The organism is Lysobacter sp. CFH 32150 (assembly GCF_022758295.1).
Lineage (GTDB): Bacteria > Pseudomonadota > Gammaproteobacteria > Xanthomonadales > Xanthomonadaceae > CFH-32150.
Window position 1 is genome coordinate 24,641 of record NZ_JALDWJ010000006.1, and the last position, 14,001, is coordinate 38,641.

The following is a 14,001-nucleotide window of genomic DNA, read 5'->3' on the forward strand; positions in this document are numbered from 1 at the left end:
CCGGGCCGCAGCATGAAAACCAGAACAACTAAGGCGCGGGCACCGACCCGAGCCACGAACAAACGGAGATGAGAGCAGCATGAGCACGGTGCGCCTCGAGGCGGTCAAGACAGTGAACGAGCAAGAGATCCCCATGCAGCCGGCCTCGGCCGACATCTGGGACAAGAAATACCGGCTGAAGACCAAGTCCGGCGAGGCGATCGACGCCGACATCGACGGCACCTACCAACGTGTCGCCAAAGCCCTCGCCGAAGCCGAGCCGACTCCCGAGAAGCAGAAGTACTGGAACGAACGCTTCGTCTGGGCGCTGCGCCGCGGTGCCATTCCCGCCGGCCGCATCACCAGCAACGCCGGCGCACTCGAGCACAAGCCGGCGACCTCGACGATCAACTGCACCGTGTCCGGCACCATCGAGGATTCGATGGACGGCATCCTCGACAAGGTCCATGAGGCCGGCCTCACGCTGAAGGCCGGCTGCGGCATCGGCTACGAATTCTCGACGCTGCGTCCGCGCGGTGCGTTCGTCGCCGGCGCCGGCGCGTACACGTCGGGCCCGATGTCGTTCATGGATATCTACGACAAGATGTGTTTCACCGTGTCGTCGGCCGGTGGCCGTCGCGGTGCGCAGATGGGCACGTTCGACGTCTCGCATCCGGACGTGAAGGATTTCATCCGCGCCAAGCGCGAAGACGGCCGCCTGCGCCAGTTCAACCTGTCGCTGCTGATCACCGACGGTTTCATGGAAGCGGTCGCCAATGACGCCGATTGGCCGCTGGTGTTCCCGGTCAACATCAAGGAGTCGGGCGACATCAACCTCGCCGACGCCGAGCAGATCATCTGGCGGGAGTGGCCCACCCACAAGAACTACGTCACCCGCGACGACGGCCTCGTCGCCTGCCGCATCTACGGTCACATCCGCGCGCGGCACCTGTGGGACATGATCATGGTCTCGACGTACGACTACGCCGAGCCGGGTTTCATCCTGATCGACCGCGTCAACGAGATGAACAACAACTGGTGGTGCGAAACCATCCGCGCGACCAATCCCTGCGGCGAGCAGCCACTGCCGCCGTACGGCGCGTGCCTGCTCGGCTCGGTCAACCTCACCAAGTTCGTGCGTAAACCTTTTACCGATGAGGCGAGCTTCGACTGGGAGGAATACAAGGAAGTCGTGCGCGTGTTCACCCGCATGCTCGACAACGTGGTCGAAGTGAATGGCCTGCCGTTGCAGCAGCAGCGCGACGAGATCGCGCGCAAGCGCCGCCACGGCATGGGCTTCCTCGGCCTGGGTTCGACCGTGACCATGCTGCAGATGAAGTACGGCTCCAAGGAATCGTGCGAATTCACCGAGCGCATCGCCCGCGACATGGCCGTGGCCGGCTGGGAAATGGGCCTGTCGCTGGCCAAGGAAAAAGGCGCCGCGCCGATCATGGAAGAGCGCTTCGCGGTCACTGCCGAGATGCTGCGCAAGCGTCCGGAAATGGTGAAGGACGGCTGGAAGATCGGCCAGGAGATCGAAGGCAAGGTCCTGCACGCCAAGTACTCGCGCTACATGCAGCGCGTGGCGGAAGTCGCGCCGGAGCTGGTCGAGGAACTCGCCGAAGTCGGCGCGCGCTTCACCCACCACAGCTCGATCGCCCCGACCGGCACCATCTCGCTGTCGCTGGCCAACAACGCCTCCAACGGCATCGAGCCCTCGTTCGCGCACCACTACAGCCGCAACGTGATCCGCGAAGGCAAGAAGTCGAAGGAAAAGGTCGACGTCTGGTCGTACGAGCTGCTCGCCTACCGCGAACTGGTCAACCCGAAGGCGGTGCCGTTCGCCGAAGACGCCGACGCCAGGCTGCCCGACTACTTCATCTCGGCCGACGACATCACGCCGAAGGAGCACGTCGACGTGCAGGCCGCGGCGCAGAAGTGGGTCGACTCGTCGATCTCCAAGACCGCCAACGTCCCGACGGATTACCCGTACGAGGACTTCAAGGACATCTACCGCTACGCCCACCAGCAGGGCCTGAAGGGCTGCACCACGTTCCGCTTCAATCCGGCCGCCTTCCAGGGCGTGCTGGTCAAGGAAGCGGATCTGGAAAACACCCTGTACCGCTTCGAGCTGGAAGACGGCAGCGTGGTCGAGGTCAAGGGCAACGAACAGATCGAGTACGACGGCGAGATGCACACCGCCGCCAATCTGTTCGATGCGTTGAAGGAAGGCTACTACGGCAAGTTCTGATGGCGGCCCGCACACTGCCATCACGCAGCGTGCGGGTATAGGATCGCGTTGTTCCACCACATATCGTTTTTCGTTTGAAAGCGGGTTGTCTGCCAGCAGGCTGTTCGAATCAGCATGCCCATACGAGGAGGGCTTCAATGAGCAACGGTAACGGGGTGACGGCGACCCTTTCCAACGCCGCAGAAGCAGTGGTCGAGAAGGCACAGGAAGTCGGTAGCGCGGTCAAGAAGCGCGCCGGCAAGGCTGTCAGTGGTGCCAAGAAGGCCGCGAGCAGCGCCAAGAAAGCGGCGAAGAAAGCGGTCGGCAAGGCGAAGAAGAAACTCGCCACCGCCAGCGCCGCTGCCAAGAAGGAAGCCACCGCGCTGAAGCGCAAGGTCACCGGCAAGAAGACCGCAGCCAAGAAAGCGGTGAAGAAAGCCGGCAAGAAAGTCGCCGCGAAGAAGGCTTCGGCCAAGAAGGCGGTGAAGAAAGCAGTGAAGAAGATCGCCAAGAAGGCACCGGCGAAGAAAGCGACGAAGAAGGCAGCGAAAAAAGCGACCAAGAAAGTCGCCAAGCGCCGTCCGGCGAAGAAGGCCGTCAAGAAGGCCGCACGCCGCAAGTAAGCAAGACCGCCGCCGCGTCGCATCCGGCGCGGCGGCTTTTGATAGAACAGCTTTGTTAGAGCCCGATTACCGCAATCTGCATCACCCGCACTACTTCAGATCACGCTTTTTTTAGGATTCGTCATGGCCGTCAAGATCGACAAGAAAATCAAGGGCTACGCCGTCGTCACCCCGGAAGACAAGGCCAAGGACGCGGCGAAAGCCGAATCCGTGTCGCGCGCTGTCGCCGAGGCTGTCCTGCCCGTGGCCGACGTGATCCAGATGCACGAGCGCATCGAGCGCCCGGAAGTGCTGATCGGTTCCACCTACAAGATCAAGTCGCCGCTGGTCGAGCACGCGATGTACGTGACCATCAACGACATCGTCCTCAACGCCGGCAGCGAGCACGAGCAGCGCCGCCCGTTCGAGATCTTCATCAACTCCAAGTCGATGGACCACTTCCAGTGGATCGTCGCGCTGACCCGCATCATGTCCGCAGTGTTCCGCAAGGGCGGCGACGTCACCTTCCTGGTGGAGGAGATGAAGGCGGTGTTCGATCCCAAGGGCGGCTACTTCAAGGCCGGTGGCGTGTACATGCCGTCGCTGGTCGCCGAACTCGGCAGCATCGTCGAGGACCACCTCAAGTCGATCGGCATGATCCACGATCCGGAAATGAGTGCCGAGCGTCGCGCGCTGATCGCCGAGAAGCGCCGCGCCTTTGAGGAGCGCTCAAAAAAAAACTCTGACATAAGCCCCGACCTCGGCGGCGCGATGGCCCGGCCCGCCGCCGAAGCACGCCCTGAAGACATCGAAGTCACCGGCGACGGCGCGAGCTTCCCGCCGTCCGCGACCATGTGCCACAAGTGCAGCACCAAGGCCGTGGTGATCATGGATGGGTGTGCGACTTGTTTGAATTGTGGGTATTCGAAGTGCGGATAAATGCGGTCCGCGATTGATGCTGCCGTCACTCAGTCAGTTGTGTCCGGGCAGGCAAAAGCTTGGATTTCTGACCATGAGGTTGGTTTGCTTAGAAGTCTAAAAGGGCCCCTCGGGGCCCTTTTATTTGGCCGCATAGCTCAGAAAGCCAGCACGGTGAGTTGGCGAGTGGCCGCTAACGACCCATTGCGGACATTCAACCCCTTGTTTGAGTAATCTGGATAAATGGACAAATCCAACGAGCGCCAGGTGCACATCATTTCGCAGGTGATGCTGTTCATGGCCACGATTGCGGCGCTGCTCTTGCTGGCCAACGCTGCACGCAGCGAGTCACTGCACGCCGCGCCGAAAGTCGGCGAGGAATACGAAATCAGCAAGAGATACGAGACCTCCGAGCAGACCAGTGATGGCTCATCGGGAAGCTCTAGTGGTCGAGATACCATTATCGAGCGCGTGATCGGAGTGCGCGAAGGCGGTTTGGAGCTGGAATTCGATCTCCCGAAAGAAGCCACAGCAGAAGACAGAGCGCGCAGCTGGCAGTTTCCGGTGCGTGTTTTCAGGCCGACCAACGGATCGATGCAGTTGCTCAACCGCCCCGAACTCGAAGCGCGAATCGAGGGTTGGCTCAAGGCCGCCGGATGGACTCGTGCCGCTTGTGGGCGATGGATTTTCACGTGGAATGCGTTTCGCATCGAATGCGACCCGGAGTCGGTGATCAAGGCGGTTGAACCGTTCGATCTGAGATCCACTGGCATCCGGGAGGGAGCCTCTTACCAGGAAGCTGAGGCAAGAGGCCCCGGAATGTTGACGAGAAAATCGACCGGACCAGACGGTGCGACGTTTGCTGTCGCATTGGAGATCGACCCTGACGCAGTCCGTCGCGCTCGCGCCGAATCCGATGTCGCCGTCGGGGAGATGATGCAGGAGCCAGTGACGCTGGACGGGGCACTTCGCGAGCGGGCGAAGGAAGATGTATCTGGGACCATTTCGGTCACTATCGACACGGACCTCGCCGGGAATATACGAAGGCGAACCAAAGTGACCAAAGTGGAGACCAAGGGGCCGGGCGGCAGAACTCAAAGCCAGACAGTGACAGAGACGGTCGAACGCCGACCTGCCCCGACTTCAGGGAGTGCCAGTCTGCTACTCGACTGAGCGACCGCTTCCGACCCGAAGCAGACATCAATACAAACTGAGGCCCAGACGCGAGCGAAACTGGCCACTGCACTCACCGCACCGCAACTTCCTTGCGGCTACGAAGCGCCCATCTGTACAAGAGCTGGTCCGCGCTTCATGGATCGATGGCTGCCTCGCAGAGCCTCGCAATCACTTGGCTGCCTTCGTGGGCCTCATTGTCATCGGACGGAGCAAATTCGGTCACAGTAAGGCCGACTAGGTCGGCTTCGCGCGCGATACGGCCGACCAACGCGATCGCATCTTCGACCCCGAGATCGCCATCGGGATATGCGACGTAAGGAAATTCGCGCGGATCGAGCACGTCCAGGTCGAAATGGATGTGCACAGGCCCACCGATGATTGCCTGCGGATCCAGCAGTTTCAAATCCAGCTCGCGCTGCAGTGCCCAGTCGCCGTCATCGCCAACACGGATGCCAAAATAGTGGAAGCGGGCCGGATCAAACGGCGTACCAAGGAAGGGGCGCATCGGCTCGGGTGCACGCCCCAGGATCGCGCTTACCGGCATGCCATGGAAGTTGCCACTGGGGGAAGTCTGGGTCGTGTTGGCGTCGAGATGGGCATCGATCCAGATCACGCGGAGGTCTGGATGCATGTCGTTTAGATAATCGATCACCGCGACATCCACGGCGCAATCGCCACCGGCGGTCAGGATGCGTCTGGCACCGGAGCGCGCGAGCATGTCCTGGGCACTGCGGAACTGCGCAAAGATCGCTTCCCAGCGGCGGACGCCGTGAGCGTCATCCGCATTGTTGTCGCCCAGTGGCACCCGGACCAGCGGCGCGTACTGTCCGCAGACCGCAGCCGCCGCTGAAGCACCGCGTGGGAGGTTCTGGTGCCGGCCCGATCCTTGCCATTGTGGGTAGGAGAGGCTGAGGTCGAACGGCATGGTCTCGCGCTCCTTTCCGATCGCAATTTTGTCGATGATGCCATCGTCTGTCCGGCCTGATGACCTGGCACAAATCATCCTAGCGGAGACCAGCAACAAAGAGACCAACAAAGGGGACGGAGGTAATTAGGAGCTACATAATTGCTTCCGTCCTCCAATCTAGTTGAGGCTGTTAACTACCCCGTCCCCCAATCTGGAAATCGCAAGCTTTGAGGTTCGAAGCAGCTCTTGCGAGCACCACTCACAACTTGACGCGACTCCCATCCTGCAGAACACGCCACGCGTTGTCGCCATGCAGCCACATGCCTTCCGAACGGCGTGGTAGAAGGCCGACGCGATAGTCCCACGGGTGTTTGACGTCGATGGCAAAGACCTTGTTGTCAAACAATGCCTTCACGCGTGAATTCAGCGTGTGACCGACGACGACGGCAGTGGCATCGAATTTGGCCAGCGTGTTTACCACTTGCCTTTGCGTCAGGTCCTCCTTGAAGTAGCCGCGATACCAGGAGGGTCCCGTCCGGGGGCTGAGCAGTAGGTCTTCGTCACCCGCGTTGCGCCTTGGATACCACCGCTGTCGATACTGGGCGCGCACGATCTGATTGAGGTCGTCCAGGGTGTAGGGCAGTTCGGCGAGCTTCGGGTGCAAACCGCCATGGACGAACAGGATGCCGTTGATCACTTCGACGGTGTTCTTGCTCGACAGCCAGCGCCCCAGGAAGGCGACGTGACCGAAGAGTTCGGCCTGGTGCCTGCCGAGAATGGCCGCGACATTGGTATAGATCCCATGTGCCGCCTCGAAGTTGCCTTGCAGGTTCTTAATCTCGTGGTTGCCCAGGATGTAGTGCACCTGGCCGCCCTGTTGCTTGGCGCTTTGCTCCAATCGGTAGATGAACCACAGCACTTGGGTGACGGAGGGGCCGCGGTCGACAAAATCGCCGACCAGCACCAGGTGGCCTTTGCCAAAGATCCAGTTGAGATTGGTGTCGATCACCTTGGCGTTGATCAGGAAATCGCGGAAGGCCTTGTAGTTGCCTTCGATGTCCGAGATGGCAACGATCGGCTGACCATCCTGAGTGCGCGTGGGCGGTGCGGCAAACTCTGCGCTTGCCCGTACGGCGAAACGGCTGTTGTCCAGTGGAAAAGTGACTTCGAGCGGGAAGGTTTCCGTCAGCGCGTGGCGACGCTCTTCGACCCAGAAGCCGCCATCGCGATGGCCGCGCAACGTTTGCACCACCCATTGGTCGCCGCGTTGGAACACATGCGGGCCTTCGTCGCCCACCGAGTAGGCGGTCACGCTGTCGCCGTAGTAGAAATCGGCGCCTTGCCACACTCCGACGCCCACGGCGACGACCGCAAACGCCAGCAGCACAACCAGGAAATGCCAGAAGTACGTGAATACGGTTTTCATGATGGACACTCGTTTTTGAGGGCGAGCAGTTTTTGAGGACGAGCAAGGCCCGACAGCCGTGGTGGCCGCCTCACAGTGCTCGTAGTTTTTGGAGGGAAGGGGCGCGCCTCCCTCAGAAGTGGGCTTCTTAGGGAAGACCGCGCCGCAGAACTCGCAATACTCGTCGCGTCACTTCGGCGCACCACGCGGCGGCGGCCAAAGCCAGCGGGATCAGCCCGTAGCCCAGCAGTTCCCGGGCATCCGGATGGGGTGAACCTGACCAGCTGATCGTGATGGAAGTGCCGCCGGCCACCGACCACATGCCGACCGACGCCGGCTCAATCAGTTTCGCCAGCGCTAACAACAGGAAGGCGATGGCGACGGAGTAGCCGAACGCCCCCATCGAGTAATACAACCCGCGGGTCACCGTCTGTTTGACGCGATGGATGACGCGGAAGCCCGCAGGCGGCGGCGCGCCGGCCTGGATGTGGGCCACGTACTGCGCCGCCAGCGCCTCCGGCGGCCCGAAGCCTTGCAGCAACGCGGCGACGTCGAGGTCTTCGCCACGCGCTTCGGCCTGGTCCACGACTTCGTGGAGATGGCTTTCGATTTCCCGAACCACTTCTTCGGCGTTGGCTCTTTCCAGCTTGCCCAGGTGCGAGGCCAGCGTGCGCATGTACGCGCGGATTGGATGACGCGAAATCATGTCAGCTTCCTTCGGTGGTCAGTTCGGACTCGGCCGTCATGGCCAGCAAGGCGTTGATGTCGGTGACCGACTGCTGCCAGGACAGGGCGAGGGTGGCGAGCTTGCGTTTGCCCTTGGCGGTGAGTTGGTAGTACTTGCGGGGCCGGCTCTCGCCCTCCTGTACCCAGTGGGCGTCCACCAGCTCGTCGCGCTTGAGGCGGTCCAACAACGGATACAGCGTGCCTTCCGTAATCGCGGTCGTGGGAAAGCGCTGCAAATGACGCAGCAGGGCCAAGCCATAGACAGGGCGGTCGCGCAAGGCAGCCAGAATCACCAGCTCGAGCGCACCTTTCCGCAGCTGGACTTGCCACTTTTCCTGGAGATCTTCATTGTTCATGTAATCATCTTGCCATACAGCGTACTTTGCAATACAAAGTATGATGTATTGCATTGTTATGGCTGTCAAGTGCTTCGCGCTTCCGGATCGGTGAGCCGAGCGCCGGGACCTGGAACCCGACGACGGCCAGATCAGGGGACGGAGGTAACTAGGGAGCTACTAGTTACCGACTTTGTTCTGTGTGATGCAGTGAGCAAGCAACAACAAGCAACAAAAAAGCCGGCACCAAGCCGGCCTTTTTTGTTCCGCACGCAATCACTACTCCTGCGGCTTCACGCCCAGGTAAGCGCCGGCCATGTGCTCGGTCATCCACGGGTCGAGGTCTTCGATGGCGAGCGCGTGGCGGAACATGGTTTCGGCGGTGGCGCGGTCGCCGTGCAGCAGGTAGTACGCGCCCACTTCCGCGAGGCCCTTGGCGTCGCTGGGGTTGGCGGCGACGAAGCGATCGAACAGCGGCTTCGCCTTGTCCCACTCGCCGGCCTCGGCGTACACACGGGCGATGCGGTAGAGGTCGCTGTACTCGTGCTTGTCGGCGAGGATTGCATCGAAGATGGCCTGGCCCTCAGCCTTGAGGCCACCCAGGTAATAGACCCGGCCGGCACCGATGCGCTCCCAGCTCCCGTTCTTGCCGGACTGCGCGAGCGCGATCTCCAGGAGCGCCTTGGCGGCGTCCTGCGGTGCCTTGTCCTGGTAAGTCAGGGGCGTAGGCCGTTGTTTTGCGCCATAGCCGACGCCGATGCCGGCGACAAACAGGATCGCGGCTACCGCCGCGGTCATATGTACTTTCATGAAGGCTCCCCCTTGTGAAATGCATGAACGGCGCGCGTTCGACGCGGTGCGGATCAAGTCTAACGACCGCAGCGCGGTTATCGAAGCACACCCCGTTATTTCTTCCGTTTCTTCTTCGCTTGCTTTGCTTTCTTCGCCTTCAGCGCCTTCGCTTTCGCCTCCGCGGCCTGCGTCGCCCTGACCCGCTCGATCTCCGCGGCCAGTTCGCCCTGAAGCAGCACGAGCAGTTCCGTCACCGGTTCGCTGTCGATCGGCTTGCCATCCAGCGTCGTCGCGGTGACCCGCGTGGTCGTGCGCTTGATCGAGTCGGACAGCAGCACGGACTTGGTCTGTACCAGGAAAGACATGCCGCGGTAGCGCAGGGTGTAGAGGTCCAACATCTGCGCGCGACCTTCGTACTCGACGCCGGGCGTGCGCACGGCGATCTGGCCGACCGCGTTCCAGGTGTCGAGCTTGTCGGCTTCGATCATGAATTCGCCGGGCGTGAAGGGGGGCGGGAGGGCCACTTCGATCGGCGGTGCCGCCTCCGGTGGCGGTTCATCCGGGACCGGGCTGGTGCGACATCCGGTGACCAGGAGCGCGAGTAGGCACAGGCAGGCAAGTTTTCTCGGCATGTGCGCCATCCATCAGGACAGATGTGTTCTGTGCACCAGCGTGCGTGAACGCGACGGAAAGGCCATTACCTCGCGCGCTCGATGCTGGCGACGAGGGCCTGCGTTTGAGCGCCGCCTTTGCATCGGAGATGAGTCGTTGCTGGCTCGCCATCAACTGCGGCAGCAGGTCGCTGACTGCACGGTTCTACGAGAAATGCGGATGGCACCGCACCGGCATCGTCACCAGCCAGGTGGACACGCCGGACGGCGTCTTGCCGTTGCAAGTCTGGCGCTATGAAAGACATCTGCGCCAAGGTGCACGGCTGGACGGTGCGAGCGGCTGAGCCCGGGAGTACCCGTCACTCCTTCAGTGCCGGACGCTGCCCGGTCATCCGCACCCCATGCGCGACACCCCAGCGGATGCCGATGCGATGCAGTCGCTGTTCGGCAATCGGGCGCAGATGAGCCGGCGTCGCGGCGATGATGGCGTCGTAACGTTCGGCCCAGGCGTTGGCGAATTCAAACACGCCTTGGTATGTAGCCTGCAAACGCGCCATTTCCGATTCCAGTTCGGCGATGGCGGCGTTCAGTTCGTGCTCGGTCATCATGGGCGCTACGCAGTAGGCCGGCATGGAGGCGGCTGGATGCGGTACCCCGACGGTAGGCCGGTTGCCGGGATCCTGCAAGACAGCAAACGACTAACGCACCTTGGCGTTCGCGACCTGCGGCGCCATGCCTTGGGTCGACTTGAGGTGCAACCAATCCAGCGTGGCGCCGCGCATGCCGCTGCTGGCAAGCATCCTGTCGCGATGGGCCTGGTTGCAATCGTCGGCCAGGGCCTCTCCGGGCAGCAGGCTGTGGAGTTGTATCTGGGTGAGGCGATCGCCCAAGCGCTGGGCTGTCGCGTGGGTTTTTGAGGCGAGCGAAACGGCGCGTTGTCGATTGCCGCTGGCCAAGGCAGTAGCGATGTCGAGAATCTCGAGGCGGTTGATCAGATACCAGGCATCGGCAGGCACATCGCGTCTGGCATTGGCACTGTGTTGCTGGCTTGCGATCCAGTCACCGCGGGCGGCAGCGTTTTCGGCCAGGCCCGTTTCGACGTTGGCCGCGGCCCAGTCGTATTCCACGGCACGCAGCGACGGCAGGACCTTGTTGTACAGCCGGTCCGATTCGCTGATGTCTCCGAAACGCGTCAATAGCGCTGCGATCACCATCGAGGCGGACCACTCAGAAGTCGTGCTCCCCAAGGCAGGTGCTGCCGCTTGCCCCTGGCGCAGCAGGTCCTCGGCCGCTGCGCGATCACCCGCGAGCAACTCGGTGTAGGCGCGTCCTACCATGGCGACGAACTGGGGATATGGCGCTCCCGACGCTGCACAACGTTTCCAGTCGGTACGCGCGCCTGCCAGGTCACCCAGCTGCAGGCGAGGTTCCGCACGCGAGCAGGCGGGGAGGACTTGTTGCTCGGATGCCGTCGGGCCTGATTGCAGTTTGGCCAGTTCGAGTTCAGCGCGGTCCATCGTCGCGACGGAGTGGCGATAGCGTCCACGGATCGCATCGAGCGTCGCATCGAGATAGTCCAGATTCATTTTCGCTTCACCTTGCAACTGCATGCGACGCAGCTGCTGGACGCGTTCATCCGCAATGCTGAAGCGAGCGCCTTCGATATCCTCTTGCAGCAAGGGCAGGGAGAGGTACTTGATCATCAGGACGTCGCGCGAGTCGCGCGCCGCGACCATGGCTTCCTCCATTCGCCTGCGATAGGTCACCAGGTCTCCGGCCGCGTAGTGCTGCATCGCGGACTGCTGCAGGATGACGGTCTCGACTCTCCGGTAACCGCCTTTCCGGGCCTGTGTCAGCAGCGCTTCCATGCGAGCGTTGGAATCGCCGTCCGGTGGGCTGGTGTGCTCGGCCAGGAATCGCGTGTAAAGCGCTGCAGTGTGATTGCCCGCCGCCTCGAACAGCTTGGCCGCGGCTTCATACTGTTTGGTGTCGGCCCGCTCCTGGTACTGCGCACTGTCGGCTTTCGCGATCTGCAACAGCGCATAGCCGCGTTCCAGCTCCCAGCCGGCACCGGCGTCGCGTGCCATCCGTTCGGCGGCCTGCGCGGTCCGTCGCATGCGCTCGGGATCACCCAGCATGTTGTAGACATCGCTCAGTGAGAGCAGGTGCGCAATGCGTATCGCCATGCGCTTCCGACCCCAGGAGGGCGCAGACAGGATCTTCAAGGCCTGTTGCAACTCGCCCGTCTGCGTCAGGAGGTCGGCATGCTCGAGGGCGTAAGTGGTCTTGTTGGGGTAGCGTGCTGCGAGTCTGCCGAATGCTTCGGCGGCTTCCGGCAGGCGCTGCGGATCCATGGCCAGGCCCCGCGTGCGCATGAGCTCCGTCACCTCCGCCGGTGCTGGTTGCATCAGTTTGCGCGCAGCCTCCATTTGTTCGACGGCTGATGTGGCTTGTGCCAACTGCGATTGCGCATACGCCAGCTCCAAGCGTGCGAGGCCGAATCGCGGCGCCTGCCTGACGACCTCGTTGCATATGGCGGCAGCGGTCATCCAGTCGCGCCGATCGATGGCGTCCACCGCATCGGCGTAGCGACGCGCGGCCGGCGCGTCCACGAGCAACGGTGGCCAGGGTTTGGCGCGCTGGGGCACGAGCTGTTCCATCAGCTGCCGCGACAGTTTGTCGACCATGGCCGGGACTTGCGCAACCGAGCCTTGGAGCTCGATACGCTGCTCCCGTCCTTTGTCCTGGAAGCGCGCACGCAACCACACCTGTGAAGGGTCGTCGGGAGCACTGCCAGAGGTCAGCAGGATCATCCGTGGCGAGAGCGCGCCGTCATCGGCGGCAAGGTCGGCCTCCGTCAACAACGTCACTTCAGGCAGGCTTCCCAGCTTCCAGCCCAGCCACTCACGCAACAGTTTCACTGGCCAGCGCATCGAACTCGCGCGATCTTCGACTTCGATCAATGCCACCGCCAGCGGCGGTGGGGGCGCTACAGCGATTTCAGCCCTATCGCCGCGATACCAGATGGCCAAGAAAATGGCGATGCCCGCGGTGACCATAGCGATCGCGGCCCAAGCGCTCGCTCGAGTCCGCCCCGCTCGCCTATGGGTGCCTGTTTTTTTCGATTCCGTGGCGGGCAGACCGGAATCAGTCGCGACCGCATCGCTGAATGCGGCCTTCGACTCCGATGCTTCGCTCGCGCCTGCACCGGGCGCCATGCCTTCCGCGCGCGGCAACGCATTGGAAGGAGCAGGTGGCTCCATGAACCACTCGACTGGCCCAGGTGGTTCGAACACATAGCCGCCCTTGGCAACCGTGCGGATCCACTGCTTGCGCTCTTCCCCCAACGCCTTGCGCAGCAGCCACATGCTCTGGGAGAGGTTGGCATCCTCGACGATCACGTCCGGCCACAGGCGCGCAAACAATTCGGTGCGGGTGTGCAGGGTGTGGGGCTCGGCCATCAACAGCAGCAACAAGTCGAACACGCGCTGCGGCAGTTCGACTTCGACATTTCCGCACGTGGTGCGGCGATAGCAGAGGTCGACCAGGAGATCGCCGGTCTGCAGGTACCGTGAATCAACTGGCCAGGGCAGGGTTCGCATCTCTGTCATTGGGCGGTACTTCTAGCGCTTCACAGGTCAACGCTGGCCGTTGATATCCCGATCCCCATCCTGCCACGCCCCCTCGGTTGCGTACCACATACACATTGCAGGGAAGGGGCTTCCCTGGAGTCAGCCCGCGTCGCGGATGTGACAACTATCACCTTTTTCCAGGCAAATGAGAAAAAAGTGATCTCTCGTTAGAGGCCCCAGCGGGCGCGCACCGACTACATCTGGCGCCGGCCCCCCTGTGCCGCAGACAGACAGCAGGTATTGCACGACATTTCGCGATCCGATTTCGGGGGCTCTTTTTGATGTCAGCGGTCGCTTCCAGAGTCCGCGTCCAAGGATGGACGCACCACCAGCAATGAATTCGGCCGCGTCCGCGGTCGCCTATCAAACTTTGTTTTTGGGGGTATCTCGAAAGTGAACAGGAATTTACGTCTTCAAGTGCTAGCCGCGGCTACCACGTTGGCGTTGGCGGGCGGAGCTTCGGCGGCAGGTCGCGTCGATCTTCATCGTCAGGACGTCCAGCAACTCAAAGCGCAATACAAAGCCAACAGCGCGGCCGCGATGGCGCATGAACGCCATGCGCAGCTGCTGCAACTCGATCCGGAATCGCGCCTGGTGCTCAAGAGCCGCCATACCGACCACGGCGTGCGCAATACGCGCTACCAGCAGACCTTCCGTGGCATCCCGGTGTTCGGGGAGCAGGTGATCG

13 protein-coding genes and 1 pseudogene are annotated in these 14,001 nt (G+C 62.2%); 6 read left to right on the plus strand and 8 right to left on the minus strand.

The genetic code is table 11. The features are described from left to right. Positions 1-79: 79 nt before the first annotated feature. The 4 genes from MO486_RS09825 to MO486_RS09840 all read left to right on the plus strand — a co-directional run bounded on the left by MO486_RS09825 (position 80) and on the right by MO486_RS09840 (position 4,902). A complete protein-coding gene (locus MO486_RS09825; protein WP_242906873.1) occupies positions 80-2,230 on the plus strand; it encodes an adenosylcobalamin-dependent ribonucleoside-diphosphate reductase in 2,151 nt (716 codons plus the stop codon). A 137-nt stretch (positions 2,231-2,367) separates the two neighbouring features. Beyond that, positions 2,368-2,832, plus strand: coding sequence for a hypothetical protein (locus tag MO486_RS09830; RefSeq protein ID WP_242906877.1), 465 nt, complete (start codon positions 2,368-2,370; stop codon positions 2,830-2,832). 123 nt (positions 2,833-2,955) lie between these two features. After that, a complete protein-coding gene (locus MO486_RS09835) occupies positions 2,956-3,750 on the plus strand; it encodes an NrdJb (protein WP_242906878.1) in 795 nt (264 codons plus the stop codon). 222 nt (positions 3,751-3,972) lie between these two features. Next, complete coding sequence (locus tag MO486_RS09840) at positions 3,973-4,902, plus strand: FkbM family methyltransferase (protein WP_242906880.1); 930 nt, start codon at positions 3,973-3,975, stop codon at positions 4,900-4,902. 136 nt (positions 4,903-5,038) lie between these two features. Here MO486_RS09840 and MO486_RS09845 read toward each other — a convergent pair whose 3' ends face one another. The 6 genes from MO486_RS09845 to MO486_RS09870 all read right to left on the minus strand — a co-directional run bounded on the left by MO486_RS09845 (position 5,039) and on the right by MO486_RS09870 (position 9,702). Beyond that, positions 5,039-5,830, minus strand: a complete 792-nt coding sequence (locus MO486_RS09845; RefSeq protein ID WP_242906882.1) for an arginase family protein — start codon at positions 5,828-5,830, stop codon at positions 5,039-5,041. A gap of 241 nt (positions 5,831-6,071) precedes the next feature. Next, positions 6,072-7,238, minus strand: coding sequence for a metallophosphoesterase (locus MO486_RS09850; protein ID WP_242906884.1), 1,167 nt, complete (start codon positions 7,236-7,238; stop codon positions 6,072-6,074). Between the two features lie 127 nt (positions 7,239-7,365). Beyond that, positions 7,366-7,893 (minus strand): hypothetical protein, encoded by a 528-nt coding sequence (locus MO486_RS09855; protein WP_242906886.1) that lies wholly within the window; start codon positions 7,891-7,893, stop codon positions 7,366-7,368. A 31-nt stretch (positions 7,894-7,924) separates the two neighbouring features. Continuing rightward, complete coding sequence (locus MO486_RS09860) at positions 7,925-8,299, minus strand: PadR family transcriptional regulator (RefSeq protein WP_242906889.1); 375 nt, start codon at positions 8,297-8,299, stop codon at positions 7,925-7,927. A 258-nt stretch (positions 8,300-8,557) separates the two neighbouring features. Further along, complete coding sequence (locus MO486_RS09865; protein WP_242906891.1) at positions 8,558-9,088, minus strand: tetratricopeptide repeat protein; 531 nt, start codon at positions 9,086-9,088, stop codon at positions 8,558-8,560. A gap of 95 nt (positions 9,089-9,183) precedes the next feature. Then, positions 9,184-9,702: a hypothetical protein gene (locus tag MO486_RS09870; RefSeq protein WP_242906893.1), complete on the minus strand. Its 519-nt coding sequence runs from the start codon at positions 9,700-9,702 to the stop codon at positions 9,184-9,186. Positions 9,703-9,746: 44 nt separating this feature from the next. Between MO486_RS09870 and MO486_RS09875 the strand changes: the two genes are divergently transcribed. Then, on the plus strand, positions 9,747-10,025 hold the full coding sequence (locus MO486_RS09875) for a hypothetical protein (RefSeq protein ID WP_242906896.1): 279 nt from the start codon (positions 9,747-9,749) through the stop codon (positions 10,023-10,025). Positions 10,026-10,040: 15 nt separating this feature from the next. Here the strand turns inward: MO486_RS09875 and MO486_RS09880 are convergent, their stop codons facing one another. Next, positions 10,041-10,289, minus strand: a complete 249-nt coding sequence (locus tag MO486_RS09880) for a hypothetical protein (RefSeq protein ID WP_242906898.1) — start codon at positions 10,287-10,289, stop codon at positions 10,041-10,043. A gap of 90 nt (positions 10,290-10,379) precedes the next feature. Next, positions 10,380-13,283, minus strand: a complete 2,904-nt coding sequence (locus MO486_RS09885; protein ID WP_242906900.1) for a winged helix-turn-helix domain-containing protein — start codon at positions 13,281-13,283, stop codon at positions 10,380-10,382. Between the two features lie 447 nt (positions 13,284-13,730). Here MO486_RS09885 and MO486_RS16485 point away from each other — a divergent pair. Further along, positions 13,731-14,001: pseudogene (locus MO486_RS16485) on the plus strand (peptidase M4 family protein); the annotation flags it as partial.